Annotated in this window: 17 protein-coding genes and 1 riboswitch; of the genes, 14 read left to right on the forward strand and 3 right to left on the reverse strand. The window is 38.5% G+C overall.

Features of this window, described 5'->3' with window-relative positions; translation table 11 throughout:
- Positions 1–176 precede the first annotated feature (176 nt).
- The 10 genes from rluB (at position 177) to A6754_RS09070 (ending at position 11,184) form a co-directional block, all read left to right on the forward strand.
- Positions 177–905, forward strand: coding sequence for a 23S rRNA pseudouridine(2605) synthase RluB (gene rluB, locus A6754_RS09025; RefSeq protein WP_066444022.1), 729 nt, complete (start codon positions 177–179; stop codon positions 903–905).
- A gap of 174 nt (positions 906–1,079) precedes the next feature.
- Positions 1,080–1,601 (forward strand): thiol-disulfide oxidoreductase ResA, encoded by a 522-nt coding sequence (gene resA / locus A6754_RS09030; protein ID WP_066444029.1) that lies wholly within the window; start codon positions 1,080–1,082, stop codon positions 1,599–1,601.
- A 22-nt stretch (positions 1,602–1,623) separates the two neighbouring features.
- On the forward strand, positions 1,624–3,243 hold the full coding sequence (resB, locus tag A6754_RS09035) for a cytochrome c biogenesis protein ResB (protein ID WP_066444030.1): 1,620 nt from the start codon (positions 1,624–1,626) through the stop codon (positions 3,241–3,243).
- Positions 3,244–3,262: 19 nt separating this feature from the next.
- The gene (gene ccsB / locus A6754_RS09040; protein WP_066444032.1) at positions 3,263–4,462 is read left to right on the forward strand and encodes a c-type cytochrome biogenesis protein CcsB; all 1,200 of its coding nucleotides are present in this window, start codon (positions 3,263–3,265) and stop codon (positions 4,460–4,462) included.
- Between the two features lie 118 nt (positions 4,463–4,580).
- Positions 4,581–5,297 (forward strand): response regulator transcription factor, encoded by a 717-nt coding sequence (locus tag A6754_RS09045; protein WP_066444034.1) that lies wholly within the window; start codon positions 4,581–4,583, stop codon positions 5,295–5,297.
- A complete protein-coding gene (locus A6754_RS09050) occupies positions 5,294–7,078 on the forward strand; it encodes an ATP-binding protein (protein WP_066444036.1) in 1,785 nt (594 codons plus the stop codon). Before A6754_RS09045 ends, A6754_RS09050 begins: the two co-directional genes overlap by 4 nt.
- Before the next feature lie 176 nt (positions 7,079–7,254).
- The gene (sigX, locus tag A6754_RS09055; protein WP_066444039.1) at positions 7,255–7,794 is read left to right on the forward strand and encodes an RNA polymerase sigma factor SigX; all 540 of its coding nucleotides are present in this window, start codon (positions 7,255–7,257) and stop codon (positions 7,792–7,794) included.
- Positions 7,781–9,028 carry an RsiX family anti-sigma factor gene (locus A6754_RS09060; protein ID WP_066444042.1) on the forward strand — a complete coding sequence of 416 codons (1,248 nt, stop codon included), beginning with the start codon at positions 7,781–7,783 and terminating at the stop codon, positions 9,026–9,028. The genes sigX and A6754_RS09060 overlap by 14 nt, the downstream gene beginning before the upstream one ends.
- A gap of 256 nt (positions 9,029–9,284) precedes the next feature.
- Positions 9,285–10,238 carry a peptidoglycan DD-metalloendopeptidase family protein gene (locus A6754_RS09065; RefSeq protein ID WP_066444044.1) on the forward strand — a complete coding sequence of 318 codons (954 nt, stop codon included), beginning with the start codon at positions 9,285–9,287 and terminating at the stop codon, positions 10,236–10,238.
- 133 nt (positions 10,239–10,371) lie between these two features.
- Entirely contained in the window at positions 10,372–11,184 is an 813-nt protein-coding gene (locus tag A6754_RS09070; RefSeq protein WP_066444046.1) for a histidinol-phosphatase, read from the forward strand.
- Between the two features lie 86 nt (positions 11,185–11,270).
- On the opposite strand, the gene serA is transcribed toward A6754_RS09070, so the two are convergent.
- Complete coding sequence (gene serA, locus A6754_RS09075) at positions 11,271–12,845, reverse strand: phosphoglycerate dehydrogenase (protein WP_066444048.1); 1,575 nt, start codon at positions 12,843–12,845, stop codon at positions 11,271–11,273.
- 185 nt (positions 12,846–13,030) lie between these two features.
- A riboswitch (FMN riboswitch) is annotated at positions 13,031–13,208 on the forward strand.
- A gap of 154 nt (positions 13,209–13,362) precedes the next feature.
- Between serA and A6754_RS09080 the strand changes: the two genes are divergently transcribed.
- Positions 13,363–13,953, forward strand: a complete 591-nt coding sequence (locus tag A6754_RS09080) for an ECF transporter S component (RefSeq protein WP_066444052.1) — start codon at positions 13,363–13,365, stop codon at positions 13,951–13,953.
- Between the two features lie 141 nt (positions 13,954–14,094).
- Here the strand turns inward: A6754_RS09080 and A6754_RS09085 are convergent, their stop codons facing one another.
- Both A6754_RS09085 and A6754_RS09090 read right to left on the reverse strand, forming a co-directional pair.
- Entirely contained in the window at positions 14,095–15,453 is a 1,359-nt protein-coding gene (locus A6754_RS09085; RefSeq protein ID WP_066441451.1) for an IS1182 family transposase, read from the reverse strand.
- Between the two features lie 180 nt (positions 15,454–15,633).
- On the reverse strand, positions 15,634–15,882 hold the full coding sequence (locus A6754_RS09090; protein ID WP_066444059.1) for a ferredoxin: 249 nt from the start codon (positions 15,880–15,882) through the stop codon (positions 15,634–15,636).
- Positions 15,883–16,163: 281 nt separating this feature from the next.
- Between A6754_RS09090 and A6754_RS09095 the strand changes: the two genes are divergently transcribed.
- From A6754_RS09095 to A6754_RS09105, 3 genes are read left to right on the forward strand one after another with little or no spacing between them, the layout of a single operon-like run.
- Positions 16,164–17,222, forward strand: a complete 1,059-nt coding sequence (locus tag A6754_RS09095; RefSeq protein WP_066444062.1) for a YpbB family protein — start codon at positions 16,164–16,166, stop codon at positions 17,220–17,222.
- Positions 17,219–18,733 (forward strand): RecQ family ATP-dependent DNA helicase, encoded by a 1,515-nt coding sequence (locus A6754_RS09100; protein WP_066444065.1) that lies wholly within the window; start codon positions 17,219–17,221, stop codon positions 18,731–18,733. The genes A6754_RS09095 and A6754_RS09100 overlap by 4 nt, the downstream gene beginning before the upstream one ends.
- Positions 18,730–19,320 carry a CPBP family intramembrane glutamic endopeptidase gene (locus tag A6754_RS09105; RefSeq protein WP_066444068.1) on the forward strand — a complete coding sequence of 197 codons (591 nt, stop codon included), beginning with the start codon at positions 18,730–18,732 and terminating at the stop codon, positions 19,318–19,320. The genes A6754_RS09100 and A6754_RS09105 overlap by 4 nt, the downstream gene beginning before the upstream one ends.
- Positions 19,321–19,331 lie beyond the last annotated feature (11 nt).

Raw genomic sequence — 19,331 nt, forward strand, 5'->3', positions numbered from 1 at the left:
TTCTTATTATTTTTAAAATAGTGAAATGGAGCTTAAATTAGCATATTTTCATCGTCATATGCTATTTTTCTGCGAGTTTTTACAGTTTATCGTATAGCTTACTTTGAAAAGAAGCTGGAATATGGCATAATTCATAAGGATAGAAAATGTATTGTCGAAATATATGAGGTGACAAAATGGAAAGATTGCAAAAAGTAATAGCCCATGCTGGCATTGCGTCAAGGCGTAAAGCAGAACAATTAATTAGCGAGGGGCATGTGAGAGTAAATGGTCAAGTCGTCAAAGAGCTGGGAGTTAAGGTTGGCTCTAATGATAAAGTAGAAGTTAATGGCATCCCGATTGAACGGGAGCAGCCTGTTTATTTCTTATTTTATAAACCAAGAGGAGTTCTCTCCGCGGTATCAGATGATAAAGGCAGAAAAGTAGTAACAGATTATTTTCAGCAAATCGAACAGCGAATCTACCCTGTTGGCCGATTAGATTATGAAACTTCAGGTTTGCTGCTCTTAACAAATGACGGAGAATTCGCCAACTTGTTAATGCACCCAAGAAATGAGATTGAAAAGGTATATGTGGCAAAGGTGAAAGGCATTCCATCAAAAGAGAGTTTAAGAAGTCTGCAAAAAGGCATTCGGCTAGAAGATGGGAAAACAGCACCAGCCAAAACAAAGCTGTTATCAATGGACAAGAAGAAACAAACTTCGATCATTGAATTAGTCATTCATGAAGGAAAGAATCGTCAAGTGCGCAGAATGTTTGAAGCAATTGGCCATAATGTCCTGAAATTAAAAAGAGAACGATATGCTGCATTAACCTTAGAAGGACTTTCTCCTGGGGATGGAAGAGAGTTAACTGCTCATGAAGTGAAACAGCTTAGAACACTAGCAAACCAAGGAAAAAAATAGAAAATATAGAAATGATTTTGTGTAAATGTCACATTTACTTCACATTGTTAACAACGTCTATATGCTAAAAAATGTTATAATTATGTACAAATTGCTTTACTGAGTATTTGTGATCAGATACAAAATGTTTCCTTAACGCTCTGTTTTTTTGTGTTGAATGGGGGAGGGCAAACGATGAAGAAAAAACGGCTTGTGATACGAACGGTGATCCTGCTCCTGCTCGGAGCTGCAGTAGCTTATACATTGTATGCAAATTTCAGCAGTGATGATATTAGAAAAGTGGCTATTAATGAGAAGGCTCCTGACTTTGTACTAACAGATATGGAAGGAAATAAGCATCAGCTCTCCGATTATGAGGGACAGGGGGTATTCCTCAACTTCTGGGGGACATGGTGCAAGCCTTGCGAGAAAGAAATGCCATATATGAACAACCAATATAAGCAATTTAAGGAGCAAGGGGTACAGGTGCTTGCAGTGAATATTAACGAATCGGATTTTGCCGTCAATAAATTCACTTCAAGATATAATCTGGATTTTCCAATTGTAATTGATAAAGGGGAAGTAATGGAAGCTTACGGAATTGGTCCGCTGCCTACAACGTTTTTAGTTGATAAGGATGGAATCGTTATCAAGAGACTTGAAAGCGGAATGACGGAAGCAATGATTAAGGGGTACATGGAAGAGATTAAACCATAAGGGTGTATGGGGAGTTTTTACAATGAAAGAAGTTATTTGTGAATGCGGTCACCACAATCCGCATGGTACCGTTTTGTGTGAATCATGCGGAAAAGTTCTAATTGAAAAAGATAAAGATAAAAAGCTGCTGGATATGCGGTATGAGGGAAGTGCAAGACGTTCTCAAACCTACAATAAAACAATTATTGATAAAATCTGGAACTTCTTCTCTTCTGTCAAAGTGGGCGTATGGCTAATTGTCATCACATTGATTGCTTCAGCACTAGGTACAATATTTCCGCAAGAAATGTACATACCGCCAGTTATGCCTGCATCTGAATACTATGAAGACCAATACGGCTGGTTAGGGCAACTATATTATACACTTGGCTTTCATAATTTATACAGTTCTTGGTGGTATCTGCTCTTAATAGCCTCTATTGGAATCTCTATCATTATTGCCAGCTTAGATAGAGGGATTCCTCTTTACAGGTCTTTAAAAACACAGAGAGTAACAAGACATGAAGGGTTTTTAAAGAGACAGAGACTATTCAGTGTGTCAGAGGCAGGAAGCGAAGATCAAACGTTTGAATCAGTTAAAGAAAAGCTAAAAGCAAAACGTTATCGCATACGTGAAGAAGATGGAAATATCCTCGCTGAAAAAGGCAGATTTTCTAGATGGGGTCCATATGTGAACCATGTTGGCCTAATCATTTTCTTAATAGGCGGTATGCTTAGATTTGTTCCTGGGATGTATGTCGATGAAATTTTATGGGTGAGGGAAGGCGAAACAAAAGTTATTCCTGAAACGGATGGCCAATATTATCTTGAAAATCACGAATTTATTCTTGAGACGTATGACAAAGAAAATTCTAAAGAAGAATTTGCTGCAGCCATTGATGATAAAGGAATGGTGGCGAAGAACTTCCAGTCAGATGTCACTTTGTATAAAACAAAGGGAGAAACAGTTCATGGTGAAACACCACAACTGGAAAAAGTAAGAGATGACAGCATCCGTGTTAACCATCCACTTAAATTCGAAGATTTGGCCTTATATCAAGTAGACTATAAGCTTGATGAGCTAAATCAAATGACCTTTGCTTTATCCAACAAAGAAACAAATGAGGAATATGGAGATTTAACCATTGACTTGTATGACCCAAAGGACACCTATGATCTTGGTAATGGATATCAAGTAGAGATTGTTAGTTATTTCCCTGATTTTGAATTTGACGAAAACTCTGAGCCTATTACAAAATCAAGAATACCGAACAATCCAGCATTTGTATTTAAAATGTTTACACCAGACAAGCCTGAGGGAGAAGTGAGTTTTGTAGCAATACAGCAAACCATTGAACCTTTCACGGACAATGAATACAAAATGTCTTTTAAAGCGGTAGAAACGAAAGATGTTACAGCCTTAACCGTCAGAAAAGATTTAACGTTATGGGTGCTGGCACTGGGCGGATTCATTTTTATGATTGGCGTCGCACAAGGATCCTACTGGAATCATCGCCGAATCTGGCTGCGAAAAGTCGATGGCGAAGTCTGGATGGCAGGACATACAAATAAAAACTGGCATGGTCTTAAACGTGATATAGCTTCTGTTATTGATGGAACAGACTTGAACGAACCAGCAGATCAGCTTGATAAGAAAGAGTAAACATAGGGGGGAACTTTAGGTGGATTTAGTAAGTTTGAGCGGCAATCTTCTTTTTATAGCCTTTTTGCTCTACTTAGTAGGTACGGTATTTTTTGCCGGCTCTATTAAAGATAAACGTGCAAAAGAAAGAGAAAAAGGCACTGGCCCGAACAAATGGGCGAAGACTGGGATTGCCATTACAATTGCAGGTTTCATTTCACAGTTAGGATACTTTATTTTAAGATGGATTGCTGCTGGGCACGCTCCTGTCAGTAATCTGTTTGAATTTACTACCTTCTTTGGAATGTCACTAGTTGGAGCATTTATTGTTATCTACTTTATATACAAAACGGCGGTATTAGGACTATTTACACTTCCAATTGCAATGCTTCTGATTGGCTATGCAGCTATGTTTCCTAGAGATATTGCACCGCTGGTACCATCATTGCAGAGCCACTGGCTGCATATTCACGTAACAACAGCAGCGATGGGACAAGCAATCTTAGCCATCAGTTTTGCTGCTGGTCTTCTTTACCTGGTAAAAGTGATTGATCATACAAAAAAGTCTAAAGAAAGTTTTTGGCTTGAAGCCGTTATGTTCGGTCTTGTATGTACATTAGGATTTATCTTTATTTCAACAGGATTCTCTGCTTCAGGGTATAAAGCGGATTTCAGTTGGGTAGATAAAAATAATGTAGAGTCGATTGCCGAGTATCAGCTGCCTCCGCTAGTTGGTCCCAATCAGGGAGAGAGCTTGACTGAAGGGGCAATGGAGCCGCTGGTTGAAATGCCGGGAATCATTAATGCAAAAAAATTAAATACTGTTATTTGGTCGATCATGGCGGGAATTGTATTATATCTTCTATTAAGATTAATTTTGCGGAAACGCATTTCAGCAGCTCTTCAGCCTCTGACAACGAAGGTAAACGCAGATTTAGTTGATGAGATTGGCTATCGTTCCGTATTAATTGGATTTCCTGTATTTACTCTCGGTGCACTCGTGTTTGCGATGATTTGGGCGCAAATTGCTTGGACGCGTTTCTGGGGCTGGGATCCAAAAGAAGTTTGGGCTCTTATCACCTTCTTATTTTATGCAGCCTATTTGCATCTGCGTCTCTCAAAAGGCTGGCATGGGAAGAAATCAGCGTGGCTTGGTGTAATCGGGTTTATCATTATTATGTTTAACCTTATTGTCGTGAACCTGGTTATTGCCGGATTACACTCCTATGCAGGTTCCTAAGCTGTTCAGCATGACTGAAATGTAAAGTGATTTATATCATAATCTCATAGCCTTCACTATTAAAAGTGAAGGCTTTCTTTTAAAACAAATCGTTACTTTTAATAAGGAGATGAATATCATGGATCAAAATGCAAAAATTTTAGTTGTAGATGATGAGGAAAGAATTCGCCGCTTATTAAAGATGTACCTAGAGAGAGAAGATTACATAATTGAAGAAGCTGAAGATGGGAATGAGGCATTAGAAAAAGCACTTCATAATGAATATGATGTCATACTTCTCGACTTAATGATGCCAGGAAAAGACGGACTTGAAGTGTGCCGTGAAATTAGAGAAAAAAAAGCGACACCTATTATCATGCTGACAGCTAAGGGAGAAGAAGTAAACCGGGTCCAAGGTTTTGAGGTTGGAACAGATGATTATATCGTAAAACCGTTTAGTCCGAGAGAAGTCGTTCTGCGAGTAAAAGCACTGCTCCGCCGTTCTTCTGCTTCAAGTTATGTGCAGGCAGAACCGTCAGCTAAAGATGTAATCGTTTTTCAGCATTTAACAATTGATAATGATGCACATAGAGTTTTAGCGGATGGAAAAGAAGTTAGTTTAACTCCGAAGGAATATGAACTGCTGTATTTTCTGGCGAAGTCTCCTGATAAGGTATTTGATCGGGAACAGCTTCTTAAAGAAGTTTGGCACTATGAGTTTTTCGGAGATTTAAGAACAGTTGATACCCATGTGAAACGACTGCGCGAAAAGCTGAATAAGGTTTCAGAACAGGCAGCAAGAATGATTGTGACTGTTTGGGGAGTAGGCTATAAATTCGAGGTTATTAATGAATGATGCTTTGGCGAAGTGTAGTAGGTAAGCTGTGGATTACCATTATCCTGCTCGTTTCCTTTGTTTTATTTATTTTAACAGTCATGCTATTAGAGTTTTTTGAAAACTATCATATAGATGAAACTGATAAGGGACTAGAAGCCACAGCCATAAAGATTTCAAGGATTCTAGAAGAACATGATCAGGATATAGGTCTAGAGATTGCCTGGGAATTGATTGATGATGTTACAAAAGTCATTATTATTAAGGAAGATGATGAATATTATTATTCTCCCAATCACTTGAATGATTCAGAAAAATTGCCTATTTCGTATTTAAGAGATGATGATGAATTAAATCAAGTCTTTACGGATGATCATACTGTTCGAAAAATATCTTCCTATTTTTCAGCTAATCCAGAAGATGAAGACGAGGCAAGGGCATTAATAATTGGTGTTCCGCTTCCTGCTAATGAGAGTGAAGATGGCGCCGTCTTTATTTATCAATCAATCGAAGTAATGCAGGAAACAACAAAAACAACAACAAAATTCATCCTTCTGGCGGCTGGTGTGGCAATCATATTAACCACTATTTTTGCTTTCTTCTTATCAACGAGGATTACTGCGCCGCTCCGAAAAATGCGGGAAGCCGTTTCGGAGGCAGCTAAGGGAAAATTTGATACGAAGGTTCCATTTTTGTCTTATGACGAAATCGGAGAATTGGCTACCGCCTTTAACCAAATGGGTAGGCAGCTTAAATTTAATATGGATGCCCTGAGCCAGGAAAAAGAACAGCTCGCAAGTATTTTAAGCGGAATGGCAGATGGAGTCATTACCTTTAATCGCGATGGAACGATATTGATTACCAATCCACCTGCAGAGAGGTTTTTGCAAAGCTGGTATTTTGAAAAAGGCAATGAACATAATCATACTTCAGAAGCAGTGCCGTCAAAAGTAAGTGAGCTATTTCAGCTTGCAGTCAGTACGGAAAAGGAGCAGGTTGGCGAATTGTCCATCCAGGGCCGCTTCTGGGTCATGATCATCAGTCCTCTCTATAATCAGAAGAATATTCGCGGAGCCGTTGCTGTTATTCGTGATATGACAGAAGAAAGACAGCTCGATAAGCTGCGGAAAGACTTTATTGCCAATGTTTCACATGAGTTAAGAACACCAATCGCAATGATGCAGGGCTATAGTGAGGCAATTGTTGACAATATAGCTTCCACAGAGGAAGAAAAAAATGAGATGATTAAGGTCATTCACGATGAATCACTGCGGATGGGACGCCTTGTAAATGAACTGCTAGATCTCGCAAGAATGGAAGCAGGGCATATTCAGTTAACAAAAGAGCAGGTTGATGTAACTCCTTTTATCCAAAAAATCATCCGTAAATTCCAAGGACTGGCCAAAGAAAAAGGCATCTCTTTGGGAGAGCTGCTGCAAGGAGATTATGTCTTTATGTTTGATCCGGATCGTTTGGAGCAGGTTTTAACAAACTTAATTGATAATGCCATGCGGCACACACCGGAGAGAGGAACAATTTCCGTTGCCTCGAGTATGGATGAACGCGGTTTGTACATGGAGGTAGCCGACTCTGGATCAGGAATTCCGGAAGAAGATCTGCCGTTTATCTTCGAACGATTTTACAAAGAGGACAAGGCAAGAACACGAGGAAGATCCGGTACAGGTCTGGGCTTAGCTATTGCAAAGAATATTATTGATGCACATAAAGGTCATATTACTGTGCAGAGCAGGCTTGGACATGGTACGACATTTTCTATATTTATTCCGCGAAATATTGAATAAATGCTAAAAATATGCCGATTGTTCTTGATTCACAAGAAACAATCACATATGATGAATAGGAGAAAGGAAGGATATGGCATTGTGATCCTTCCTTTTTTCTATGATAAATATTATATTTAGATTGTAACTTTTTATCCTGAATTTACGACTATTATATTGAACGGGGAGGGGAATCGATGGACTCCGTTTTTGATGACCTATACAATAAATATCATCATGACGTTTTTCAATTTTTATTTTATATGGTAAGAAACAAGGAACTGGCCGAGGATTTGGTGCAAGAAGTATATATAAGAGTATTGAAATCCTATGAAAAATTTGAGGGGAAAAGCAGTGAAAAAACCTGGCTTTTTTCGATTGCCCGAAACGTTGCAATCGACTCATTCCGCAAGCAAAAAGGATGGAAGCAGAAACTGATCGAAACCTTTGATTGGTCAACACATCAAGTGAAGGATGATCTGCCTATACCAGAAGATATCCTCATGCAGAAGGAAGAAGTGCGCGTAATGTATAAATGCCTAGGCTATTGTACGGTTGATCAGAGATCTGTCATTGTGATGAGATATATACAAGAATTAACAATTACTGAAACGGCTGAGGCGTTGAACTGGACGGAAAGCAAAGTCAAAACAACTCAGCATAGGGCACTAAAAGTGCTAAAGAAACATATGGAAGAATTAATGGTAAAGGAGGGTGTGGATAATGCGGAAGAATGAACATAGCGATAGGGATATCGAAGAGTTATTAAAACAAATGCCAAAAGTGAAAGATCAGCGCGGAAAACGGGAAGTTTATCAAAATGTGACCATGAAAATGAACCGGCGAAAACGGCAGACATGGCTTATTCCTACAGCAGCGGCCGCTGCCGCACTGCTTCTTTTGGTTATTCTTATCCCTGGAATGATGGGCGGGCAAGATACCGCTGAAGAATCCTCGAGCGGTTCAAACGAATCGGCGCAATATAGTACTGCTACCAATGAATCAGCTGATAGAGCTGAAAGTACTCAGGAAGAAGATACAAGTTCATCCGAGAATGACTTTACAAGTAATGAAAATCCTAAGAATACTATAGATGATGATCAAGGCGTTAAATCCGAGGGGGAAATACAACGGGAAAGTGACTATACAACAGCTGTATATGAAGAGGAACTTCAGGATCAGGAAGTACTCACATATCCCATACTGGATAATGCAGTCCAAAATATAGTTTCTGTCAGTGTTTTAGTTCCTAAAGAAGATGGGAAATCAAAGTTTGATTTATATAAAGAAACAATGCCATTGTTAACAGAAGAACAATGGGGATTATCCGACAATTATCCATTGGAAGCTGATCTTATTTATAATGATGAGCAGAAAACGCTGACTGTTGACATGTTTGAAGATCATGGATATAGCTATGGTCCTGCCAATAGTCTATTTATCAATACTGTACTAAGCAATCTATGGTCTGATTTTGATCTTGAAAAAATCACATTAATGACTGATGGAGAGCCAGGCGTTGATTTTGAACACAATGAGCCAATCACAGAGTTTAGTCCTAATGATGTTACAGCTTATCCTGGATACTATCTATTTTATCCGAATGACCAGGAGGAACAGCCAATGTTTGTTCCATATGTGCAGCTTGAACAGCCAGAAACAATTCAGGAAGTATTCAACTTCATGAAACAAGATGTTGATACACATTTTCTAAAGGCATCAATTCCAGAAGATATTGATTTTGAAGCGAATGTAGATGATGAAACAGTAGTGATCACGTTTACCGATGAGTCAGTAATCGAAGATAATGAAGAAACAGCGCATATGATTGAAGCCTTATTATTAACGGCTAAGGAATTTCATTACGAGCATGTCAGAGTGGAAAATGCAGATGTTGATACAATTGGCAGATTTAACCTCAGTCAGGAGCTGGAACTTCCAATTGCACCAAATCAAAAAGAGTTGCCTTAAAACGAGCCTATATGCTCGTTTTTTTTTTTATTGCATAATCACCCTGTATAGGGACACATACTAAAAAACGTGTCTTTGCTGAGAGACTCTTAATTATTAAATGTTCTAATTATGTACATGCCTTCATAGGCTGTGAAAGAGAGTTTTAGAATAAAAGGCTGCTGCACATTTGAAATAAATTTCTGCTTTATTTGGTTGGAAAATATGTGCTTAAAGCTTCGAAAATAAGCTGCAGTCAAAATTAGGAGGAAAAACATTGAAGGATTATATAAAGCGTTTATTAATCGCTGGGGGTTTGGCGCTTTGTGTTAGTTTGCTGTTTCTTGGTGGAAAGACAATAAAAGCTGAAACGTTTAATATTACGGACGAAACAACACACTGGATATGGCCAGCTGATGGAGTCATTACAGATACTTTTGGGACAAGAAATGGAAAACATAAAGGAATTGATATAGCAGCAGACTCGGGAACACCTATTTACGCTGTAGATCAGGGTACGATCACGAAATCCTATTATTCTGGTTCTTACGGTCATGTTATTTTTGTCAAACATAAGAATGGCACTGAAACGATATATGCCCATTTACAAGAGCGCCTTGGGGAAGAAGGAGATGAAGTAGAACAAGGAGAGGTAATTGGCAAGATGGGCAGTACTGGAAACTCTTCTGGCGTACATTTACATTTCGAAATACATAAACATGAATGGACATATGAAAAAGAGAATGCTCTTGATCCATTTTTAGCTTTTGGTCCTGAATCACTGGGTGATTCAGTCGAAGTATTTGGAAGAGAGGATTCTGCTGTTAACATAAGGACTGCAGCTGTACTCAATGAATTTGGTTCAAGAGGACAGAATTATGATCATGAATCAGAGGAAGATGAAAACAATAGTGCAAAAAAGACAGAGGAACATGAGTCTATTACCCATATTGTGCAGAGCGGTGAAACCCTATGGGATATTTCAGTTCAGTATAAAATGGATGTCATCTCCATTCAAGAGGCAAACAAGCTTGACTCAGATCATATTGAGCCTGAACAAAGTTTAATAATTCCCGACATAGATCCTGATAAGGTTTATTTGGTGAAAAGAGGGGATACCTTGTCTTCTATTGCTGAAGAGAAGAATCTTACAGTACAAGAGTTAAAAGATTTAAATATGTTAAAAGACGATACAATTCAAATAAATGAAAGAATCATGATCTCAAATTAACCTACCTATTTTTCTCCTGCTCGATCGCTGTTTTTCAACAGAGCAGGAGTTTTTTAGTGAGAAAATCAAACTTGTCCATTGCCTGATTTTTCTGATAAGCGTATAATGATGTCTAAATTAAGGGGGAGATTACATGCTCACGGATTATCATAATCATTTGGAAAACGGAACGCTATCATTAGATTATTTAACAAAATTTACAGGTAAGGCAAAAGAACTTGGAATAGAAAGCTTTGGTATTTCAGAACATGCTTATCATTTTTACCAGACGGCTGATATATTACAGAATCCATGGGTAAATGAAAGACGCTATTACGATATGAAAGACTATGAAGCTTTATTTCAGCATGCTTGGAAACGTGATATAGATGTCAAAATGTCAATAGAAATGGATTATACTCCAGGAAAGCATAAAGAAATGGAGCAATTTATCAAAAGCTATGATTTCGATTATGTGATTGGCTCCATTCATTGGGTCGGTGACTTCGGCATTGATTTAGCTGAGTACAGAAAAGAATGGGACAGAAGAGACGTTGCACAAGTCTATAAGGCTTATTTTGACCAGGTTGTTACATTGGCAGAGTCTAATTTATTTGATATCGTCGGTCATCTTGATTTAGTGAAAATATTTAAATATGTACCAGATGATGAAGAATTTTTATTCCAGCAATATGAACGGGCAACTGATGCATTAGCGAAGTCAAAGACTTGTGTAGAAATCAGCACGGCCGGGTTAAGAAAACCGGTTGGCGAAATATATCCAGATCCTAGATTGCTGCAAAAATGCTTCGAGAAAAACATTCCGATTGTTTTATCATCAGATGCCCATTTCCCAGAACATGTCGGAGCGAACTTTGATCAAGCTTTGAAACTTGCAAAAGAGATTGGTTATACATCAATTATGACTTTTTCAAAGGGAGAAAGAAAAGAATACCCGATTGGCTAACGAGACGGATTGAGAAGGAAATAAAATAATAAAGCGCGCTGCATATTTGCGGCGCGCTTTAAGCTTTTGTTAAAGGTATTCAACTGCTAAAGCAAAATGGAATTAATGGATACAATGTCCTCTAACTTAGATAAAGCGGATAATGTTTGTTCCTCTATTGGATTATCAAATGATAAGACCATAATCGCTTCTCCACCGGCTTCTTTCCGGCCAACTTGCATGGTGGCAATATTGACTGATAAATCACCCAGAATTTTTCCTACGCGGCCAATGACCCCAGGGCGGTCCATATGCTGAATATATAGAAGGTTTCCATCTGGGAGAAAGTCAATATTAAAGCCATTTAAAAAAACAATTCGAGGACCATAATGATCAATATATGTTCCTCTCACAGTGAAAGCCGAGTCTTCTCCTTTAGCTGTCACCGTAATGCAATTAGAATAGCCAAATGCGTCTACAGAGATTTTTTCACCAATTGTAATGCCGCGCTCTTTTGCTGTTAACAGGGCATTTACTTCATTTACATAAGCATCAATTCTGTTCTTGAAAAAGCCGGAAATTAGCGCTTTTGTTAAGTATGGTGTTTCTAAGTCTGTTGCCGATCCAGAATAGGTGATGCTCAATTCATGAATACCGGTTTTTACACATTGAGACAGGATCGCTCCCATTTGTTTAGCGAGCTGATGAAAAGGCTGCAACTTAGCATATAAGTCTTTTGATATGGCAGGTAAATTGATTGAATTGGAAACAGGCATATCTTCAAGAAATAACCGGACTTCCTTTGCAACTTGTGTAGCTACATTTAATTGTGCTTCTTTTGTTGATGCCCCGAGGTGAGGGGTGGCAATGACTTGATCAAATTTAAGAAGCGGGTGCTCTCCGGGCGGTTCTAATTCAAAAACATCAAGTGCTGCACCAGCCACATGCCCGCTCCCAATATAATCAGCGAGAGCGTGTTCATCAATGATGCCTCCGCGTGCACAATTTAAAAAATATACTCCTTTCTTGGTGAGTGATAAGCTTTTAGAATTAATAAGTCCTTTGGTTTCTGGAGTGAGTGGTGTATGTACGGTGATAATATCAGATGATTGAAGCAACTGCTCTAGTGATGCGGATTCAACGCCAATTTTAGCTGCACGTTCCTTAGTTAAAAATGGATCAAAGACTGTGATCGTCATGCCAAATGCTTTGGCGCGTTTTGCAAGCTCTGCTCCGATTCTGCCTAATCCAACAATTCCTAATGTTTTTCCGTGAAGCTCCGTTCCAACAAATGTACTGCGTTTCCATTCTGTGTTTTTTACGCTTACATAAGCTTGTGGAATCCTTCTCATTAACGATGCCATCATGGCAAAGGTATGCTCCGCAGTCGAGATTGTATTGCCGTCTGGTGCATTGACGACAACGATCCCTTTCTTAGTTGCAGCCGGAACATCAATATTGTCTACGCCTACTCCTGCTCTGCCAATAATTTTCAATTTAGGCATTTGATCCAGCAGCTGTTCAGTAACTTTAGTAGCACTTCTGACAAGCAAAGCATCAATGCTTTCAAGACGAACGGATGGATCATCACTTTTCTTCTGAATAATTGCTAGATTAGGCATGTCAAGAAGCGGTTTGAGTCCTTCAGCATTTATAGCATCTGAAACTAATACGGTATACATAAGATCCCCCTGGAGAGTACGATTTTTTTGACTATTTTACAAGAACGCCAATAGTCTGTCAATTTAAATTATGCACTAATGTAAAAAGGAAACGCTTTAAAGAGTTAAAATACTTGGTCTGAGATTTATTTCTTCACAAAAGGATCTTTCTTCAGTATAATGTACCTGTATGATAATTTAATATGGTCTATCTTCGGGGCAGGGTGAAATTCCCGACCGGCGGTGATAAGCGCAATGCTTTAAGCCCGCGAGCCTGATTGTATGGTGTGATGATGCACTTCACTCACAAGCCATACGTTAAATTAAGCAGGATTTGGTGCGATTCCAAAGCCGACAGTACAGTCTGGATGGGAGAAGATGGAGGTTCCGCAAGCGTTCAAAAAATGCAGGATTTTGAGCGTTTATTAAAGCGTGCCTATTTCTCCCTCAAGTACACACTTGGGGGTTTTTTTATGCCGCTTACTTTGCTGAACCTTTCTTCTTTAGGAGAGATAGCCTAAAAAGGAGAGAGGAAAAAATGAAAAAATTGAATGTAAAAGCTTATGTAGCAATTGGAATGCTGAGCAGTATCGCATATGTATTAATGCTGCTGAACTTCCCGCTGCCGCCATTTCCAAACTTTCTAATGATTGATTTCAGTGATATTCCTGCACTAATCGCTGCATTAATCTTTGGACCGCTGGCTGGCATTTTGGTTGAATTATTTAAAAATATTCTGGATTATTTTATGACAGGAAGTGCTACTGGAGTTCCTGTTGGACATATATCGAATTTCTTGGCAGGAATCTTATTTGTTCTTCCCGTTTACTATATTTTCAATCGTCTTAAATCGAAAAAAGGAATGACAATTGGACTGATCTCGGGTTCAATCATCATGGCGATTATGATGAGTGTTCTCAATTATATAGTGATTCTTCCGGCGTACACATTCTTTTTGAATTTTCCTGCGATGTCCGCTCCTGAAATGCGGACAATGGTTGTTACGGGGATCCTGCCTTTTAATATCATCAAAGGATTATTAATTGCAGCCGTATTTATGCTGATTTACTCTAAAATGAGTGTATGGATAACCAAACAAAGTCAAAATGCACTTAAAAGTGCCGTTTAAATGTAAAAAGAGCAGCCTAAGAAGCTGCTCTCAGATTGTAGACAAAAGGGGTTCGGAATGGTCTCATTCCGAACCCCTTTTGAAGTTTTTTTCTATTTTTATTCCTTTAGAGGACAGAATGCAGCTATCCTATCCTAAGATTTATACTGTTTTTGGGTCCTGCCACGTCCAGTTGGCTATTTTCTTTAAATTCATGGACGCGAAAGTAAGCATCGCTTGCATCGACAATTTTTTAAGTCCCCTTAACGTTGTCCAACGCATTCCATGCTTTTCTTTTGCATCAGCGAAAACACGTTCAATCGTTTCCTTTCGCTTTGCGTATATTGGTTTTACATCTTTGTGATGGCGAAGATGTTCCACTTCCTCCACATATTCCTGCCAAATATGCCGGGTCACCACTTTTTGGTGATTCTTACTCTGTGTACATTGGTGCAATAATGAACAAGTGCCACAAGTCTGTTTCGATGATTTGTATTCACGGTAACCTTCCTTGGTGGTAGTTGAATAGTTCAAAATTTTGCCCGCTGGGCAAATATAACAATCAAAATGTTCATCATAAACATATTCGTGCTTTCGGAAGAATCCATCCTTTGTACGTGGTCTTGTATAAGGGAGTGCAGGTGTTATTTCATGTTCAATTAAGTACTTCGTGATGGCAGGTGTTTTATAAGCTGCGTCTGCGGCAACGGCTTCAGGTTTTCCAACTCTATCAATCACTCGTTCAACTAAAGGCTCAAGGATTCCACTATCATGAATGTTTCCTGGTGTAACTATATTTCCTAAGATAAATCCGTTGCGATCAGAGGCGGCATGAAACGAATAAGCAAACTGTTTAGTGCGTTCGTCTTTGACGTAGTAGCCACTTTCTGGGTCTGTGGTACTTTCTTTGATCTCTTTTGTTTCCTCTTTTTCAAATTTATCAGGTGGAAATGGCTTCTTCCCATGATCTTCACGGTCATCGTTGATTTCTGTCTGAAGCTGTTCTTGATATGCGCGTGTTTCCTTACGCACAACTTTCTTCGCAAATTTATGTTTATTCGCGCTTGCTTTTACGTGTGTCGAGTCAATAAAAACATGTTCAGCGCTAATTAATTTCTTTTCCGTGGCCGTTTTTAAGATTCGATAGAAGATCTGTTCAAATAGATCAGTATCTTTAAAACGACGCTCATAGTTTTTACCGAAGGTAGAGAAGTGAGGAACTTTATCATAAAATCCATATCCTAAAAACCAGCGATAAGCCATGTTTGTTTTTAGTTCCTCAATGGTTTGGCGCATGGACCGAATACCGAAGGTATATTGAATAAAAGTAAGCTTTATTAAAATTACCGGGTCAATACTTGGACGACCTACTTCTGAATATGTATCTTTCACTAAATCATAAATGAAGGAGAAGTCAATTGCAGCCTCCATTTTTCGTACTAAATGGTTTTCAGGTACCAGTTGATCTAACGTAACCATTTCAAGCTGATCACGTTGAATCGAATTATGTTTGGAAAGCATCTTTCATCACCTCTAACCTTATTCTCCTTTTATTCTAAAACAAAAAAGACTGTAGGCAAACTCGATTTTCATCGAGTTTGTCTACAGTCTGAGAGCAGCCTAAGAAGCTGCTCTTTTTATTTACACCTTAAAAAGAAAAATCTCCTTTCAGCTGAAAGGAGATTTTAGAAGAAACCTTTTTTATTCGTATTTAAGCGGATCTCCCTCAAAGGAATCATCTGCCACTTTAATAGAATCAGTTGGACAGCCTTCAAAAGCATCCATCATATCGTCCATTAGAACATCAGGAACTTCAACCGTACCCTGGTTATCATCTAATGTAACAAAGGCAATGCCTTCATCATCATAATCATAAATATCTGGAGCAGCAGCTCCGCAAGCCCCGCATGCGATACATGTATCTTTGTCAACGATTGTATATTTAGCCATCTTAAAAAAACCTCCTGAATGAATTAAAAAAAGAAATATATCTTGTTCTTCTGCGCGCTGCAGAATCTCGTCCCTCATTCCTATTGTAAAACTGAAACTTCAACTTTTCAATAAAAAGATGTTGAGAATACTTATCACAGTAGGGTTTTCGTGTTTTGTAAACGAATAAAACGCTTACATTAAACAACCCTTTTTCTTTCATGATACAATGATCGTAACGGTTTAAAAGATAACTGTTCACTTTTTAATTTATACGAAATTTGAAAAGGGGATACAATACAATGTTTGGGTGTTATAAAAAGAGCATTATCCTATATTGCCTCCACCGAATAGCAGATGAACGCACCGTCTATTCAGTTTTCCATTTATTAAACGGTAAAAAATCCTCCCAAACGATCCAAGATGCTTTTCTTTTTCAGCTCACACCATTTTTTCGTGTATATCCTTCTATGACAAGGCTGCAATTTGATCAGCACCTGACAGAAATGACAAAGGTAAAATGGATTTTAGAATATGAACCTTCTCAGTATCGTCTTACAGACCTGGGCAGAGAGGCACTAAAGGAACAATTAAAAAAGCAGCCGCTGCCTGTAAACTTAAACGGCTGGAAATATCATCAGCTATCTGTAGTATTTTGGGAAAGACTTTCATTGCTCGTACAGGTTATTTCAAACCTCATGTATAGCAATTCTAAATATTTGCCGATTCAGCGTAAAAAAGAAACACATTTATGGCTTAAACAGTTTTTACAGGACACGAAGATGGACAGGCAAGTTCTTGCCCAAAAAGTGTTTAATGAAGTGGTCGATTGTCTAGAAAATAGCACAAGTATACAGCCGGAGTTTTTGATCAGCAGGCTGACCGGAGCGGAGACAATTGGTCTTACGAAAGAACAGGCAGCATTACAGTATTCAATGGACCAGGATTATTTTGAGCTGCAGTTTCAAAGTATTCTGCATACTATGCTCTCGGTGATAAAAGAGAAACCTGTTCAATTGCCATTGCTGAATAAAGTAATACAGTCTGCTGAAACTGAATTTACGATGACCGTCTCTGCGCAAAGAACGGAAGAATTATTGCAGCAGGGCTTTACAATTGAAGAAATAGCAACTTTTAGAAAGCTAAAGAGAAACACAATAGAGGACCATATTGTCGAACTTGCACTCAACAAGCCTGATTTTGAAATAGGAAGATTTGTTACTGATAAAAATGTGGCCGAAATAGCAGAAGCAGTAAAAAAAGTAACATCGAAACAGCTAAAACATATTAAAACGATTGTTCCGCATGCACCGTATTTTGAAATAAGGTTAGTGCTTGCGGTATTTGGTGACTCACTATGATAATTGAAGAAGTATTAAAAGAACGTTTTGGCTATAGCCATTTCAGAAGCGGTCAAAAAGAAGTTATTACCACCCTTTTAGCAGGGAAAAATACGCTGGCTATGCTTCCAACAGGTACAGGGAAATCACTCTGTTATCAGCTGCCAGGTTATATGCTGAATGGACAAGTAGTTATTGTGTCCCCTTTGCTTTCTTTAATGCAGGACCAGGTTGATCAGCTGAAAATAAATGGAGAAAAAAGTGTCATTGCCATTAATTCTTTTTTATCGTTTGATGAAAAGCTGAATGCTTTAAGACAATTAAATACATTTAAATTTATTTTTATCTCACCGGAAATGCTGGTGACAGAAAATGTTTTAGCAAGAATGAAAAGTTTAAATATCGCCTTGTTTGTTATTGATGAAGCTCATTGTATATCGCAATGGGGTCATGATTTTAGACCAGATTACTTAAAGCTGGGTTATATTCGCGAGCAGCTGGGAAATCCCCTGACAGTTGCCCTGACAGCAACGGCAACAAGTGAAGTCCGTGCTGATATCATTCATTCACTTTCACTTCAGGATTGCGAACAAATTATTTATTCTGTTAACAGATCTAACATTACAATTGCTGTAGAGCACTTTCAGCATTATCGGGAAAAAAGGGATCGCTTAATTGAACTTGCAAAAAGATTACAAGGACCCGGTATTGTTTACTTTTCAAGTAAAAAATTGGCAGAGCAAATAGCTGCTGATTTAAAACAGCAGGGAGTCGGAAATGTGATGCCATACCATGGTGGTCTTGAGCAGGAGACTAGAATGCTCATTCAGCAGCAATTTCTTCATGGGCAGCTGGATCTTATATGTGCCACAAGTGCTTTCGGGATGGGAATCAATAAAGAAAATATCCGATATGTCATTCATTTTCATATGCCGATGCAATTTGAATCGTATGTGCAGGAAATTGGCCGAGCCGGGAGGGATGGTCATCCCTCTATTGCATTTATGCTTTATAGTGCGGGAGATGAAATGCTTCAGCATCAGTTAATTGAAGGAGAGCTGCCGGATGAATCACAAATATCCCTTCTTGAAAACTGGCTGAATGAACAAAAACCAACCCTTCAGAATGTGACAGAGTTTGAAGAAGAATTATCATTGATTTGCGGATTGAATGAAATTCAGCTTAGATTAACTCTTGATTACTTAAAGAATTGCCTGGCTAACGGAAATGACTTCTCAGTGTTCAGTTCTAAATTTAAAAACTTTATTAGGGAACGTCTGGATAGTAAAAAAAGTAAAATTGAGGAAATGGTCAATTGGATCCGTTCGGAAAAGTGCAGAAGACTTCAGCTGCTTGATTACTTTGAAGAGTCGGGGCAGCAGCAGATGAATGATTGCTGTGATCATTGCGGATTTTCGATAGTGCCATTTGAGCGCATAGAAGCAGAAAATACAGAAAGCAAACACAAAGAGGTCAACTGGAAAGAAAGATTGGCAGACATACTGCTGAAGAAACGAGAGGGAGAGCATTGAAGAATCGCCAAAGTGATTTATTGGAGGAAATTTCTGATCGTGAGCTTGTATTTCACCTATATTTGACGCAAGTTATTCTGCTAGCACTTTCAGCGTTATTAGCGTGGATATTTTTTGACAAATACAGTGAAATGTTCGCTCTGTTTAAATGGGATATGAAAGAAATCGTGTTAATTGGCGGCGGAGCGGGTATTCTTGTTGTTCTTTTTGATACTATCATGATGAAGATTCTGCCGAAATCTTATTATGATGATGGCGGATTGAATGCAAAAATTTTCAGCAAGCGTCCAGTATGGCACATCGCAGTTATTTCACTTGTGGTGGCCATAAGCGAAGAGATCCTCTTCCGCGGTGTCATACAAACTCATTTTGGGCTTATTATCTCAAGCGCTGTTTTTGCCCTTATTCATTTTCGATATTTATTTCACTGGTATTTATTTTTAAATATTGTGGCACTCAGTTTTTTTATTGGTTATATTTATGTTATAACAGAAAATTTATTTGTGACTATTTTCATGCACTTTTTGATTGATTTTTTACTTGGGGTCATTATTAAGTATGGAAAAAACACGAATACTTCAGTATAGGCAGGGATGAT

Source organism: Cytobacillus gottheilii (assembly GCF_001636345.1).
Lineage (GTDB): Bacteria > Bacillota > Bacilli > Bacillales > Cytobacillaceae > Cytobacillus > Cytobacillus gottheilii.

Bases quoted from the DNA above. Each gene is read 5' to 3' on its own strand.
- rluB (WP_066444022.1), top strand. From the start codon at position 177: ATGGAAAGATTGCAAAAAGTAATAGCCCATGCTGGCATTGCGTCAAGG.
- resA (WP_066444029.1), top strand. From the start codon at position 1,080: ATGAAGAAAAAACGGCTTGTGATACGAACGGTGATCCTGCTCCTGCTC.
- resB (WP_066444030.1), top strand. From the start codon at position 1,624: ATGAAAGAAGTTATTTGTGAATGCGGTCACCACAATCCGCATGGTACC.
- A6754_RS09045 (WP_066444034.1), top strand. From the start codon at position 4,581: ATGGATCAAAATGCAAAAATTTTAGTTGTAGATGATGAGGAAAGAATT.
- A6754_RS09050 (WP_066444036.1), top strand. From the start codon at position 5,294: ATGATGCTTTGGCGAAGTGTAGTAGGTAAGCTGTGGATTACCATTATC.
- sigX (WP_066444039.1), top strand. From the start codon at position 7,255: ATGGACTCCGTTTTTGATGACCTATACAATAAATATCATCATGACGTT.
- A6754_RS09060 (WP_066444042.1), top strand. From the start codon at position 7,781: ATGCGGAAGAATGAACATAGCGATAGGGATATCGAAGAGTTATTAAAA.
- A6754_RS09070 (WP_066444046.1), top strand. From the start codon at position 10,372: ATGCTCACGGATTATCATAATCATTTGGAAAACGGAACGCTATCATTA.
- serA (WP_066444048.1), bottom strand. From the start codon at position 12,845: ATGTATACCGTATTAGTTTCAGATGCTATAAATGCTGAAGGACTCAAA.
- A6754_RS09080 (WP_066444052.1), top strand. From the start codon at position 13,363: ATGAAAAAATTGAATGTAAAAGCTTATGTAGCAATTGGAATGCTGAGC.
- A6754_RS09085 (WP_066441451.1), bottom strand. From the start codon at position 15,453: ATGCTTTCCAAACATAATTCGATTCAACGTGATCAGCTTGAAATGGTT.
- A6754_RS09090 (WP_066444059.1), bottom strand. From the start codon at position 15,882: ATGGCTAAATATACAATCGTTGACAAAGATACATGTATCGCATGCGGG.
- A6754_RS09095 (WP_066444062.1), top strand. From the start codon at position 16,164: ATGTTTGGGTGTTATAAAAAGAGCATTATCCTATATTGCCTCCACCGA.
- A6754_RS09100 (WP_066444065.1), top strand. From the start codon at position 17,219: ATGATAATTGAAGAAGTATTAAAAGAACGTTTTGGCTATAGCCATTTC.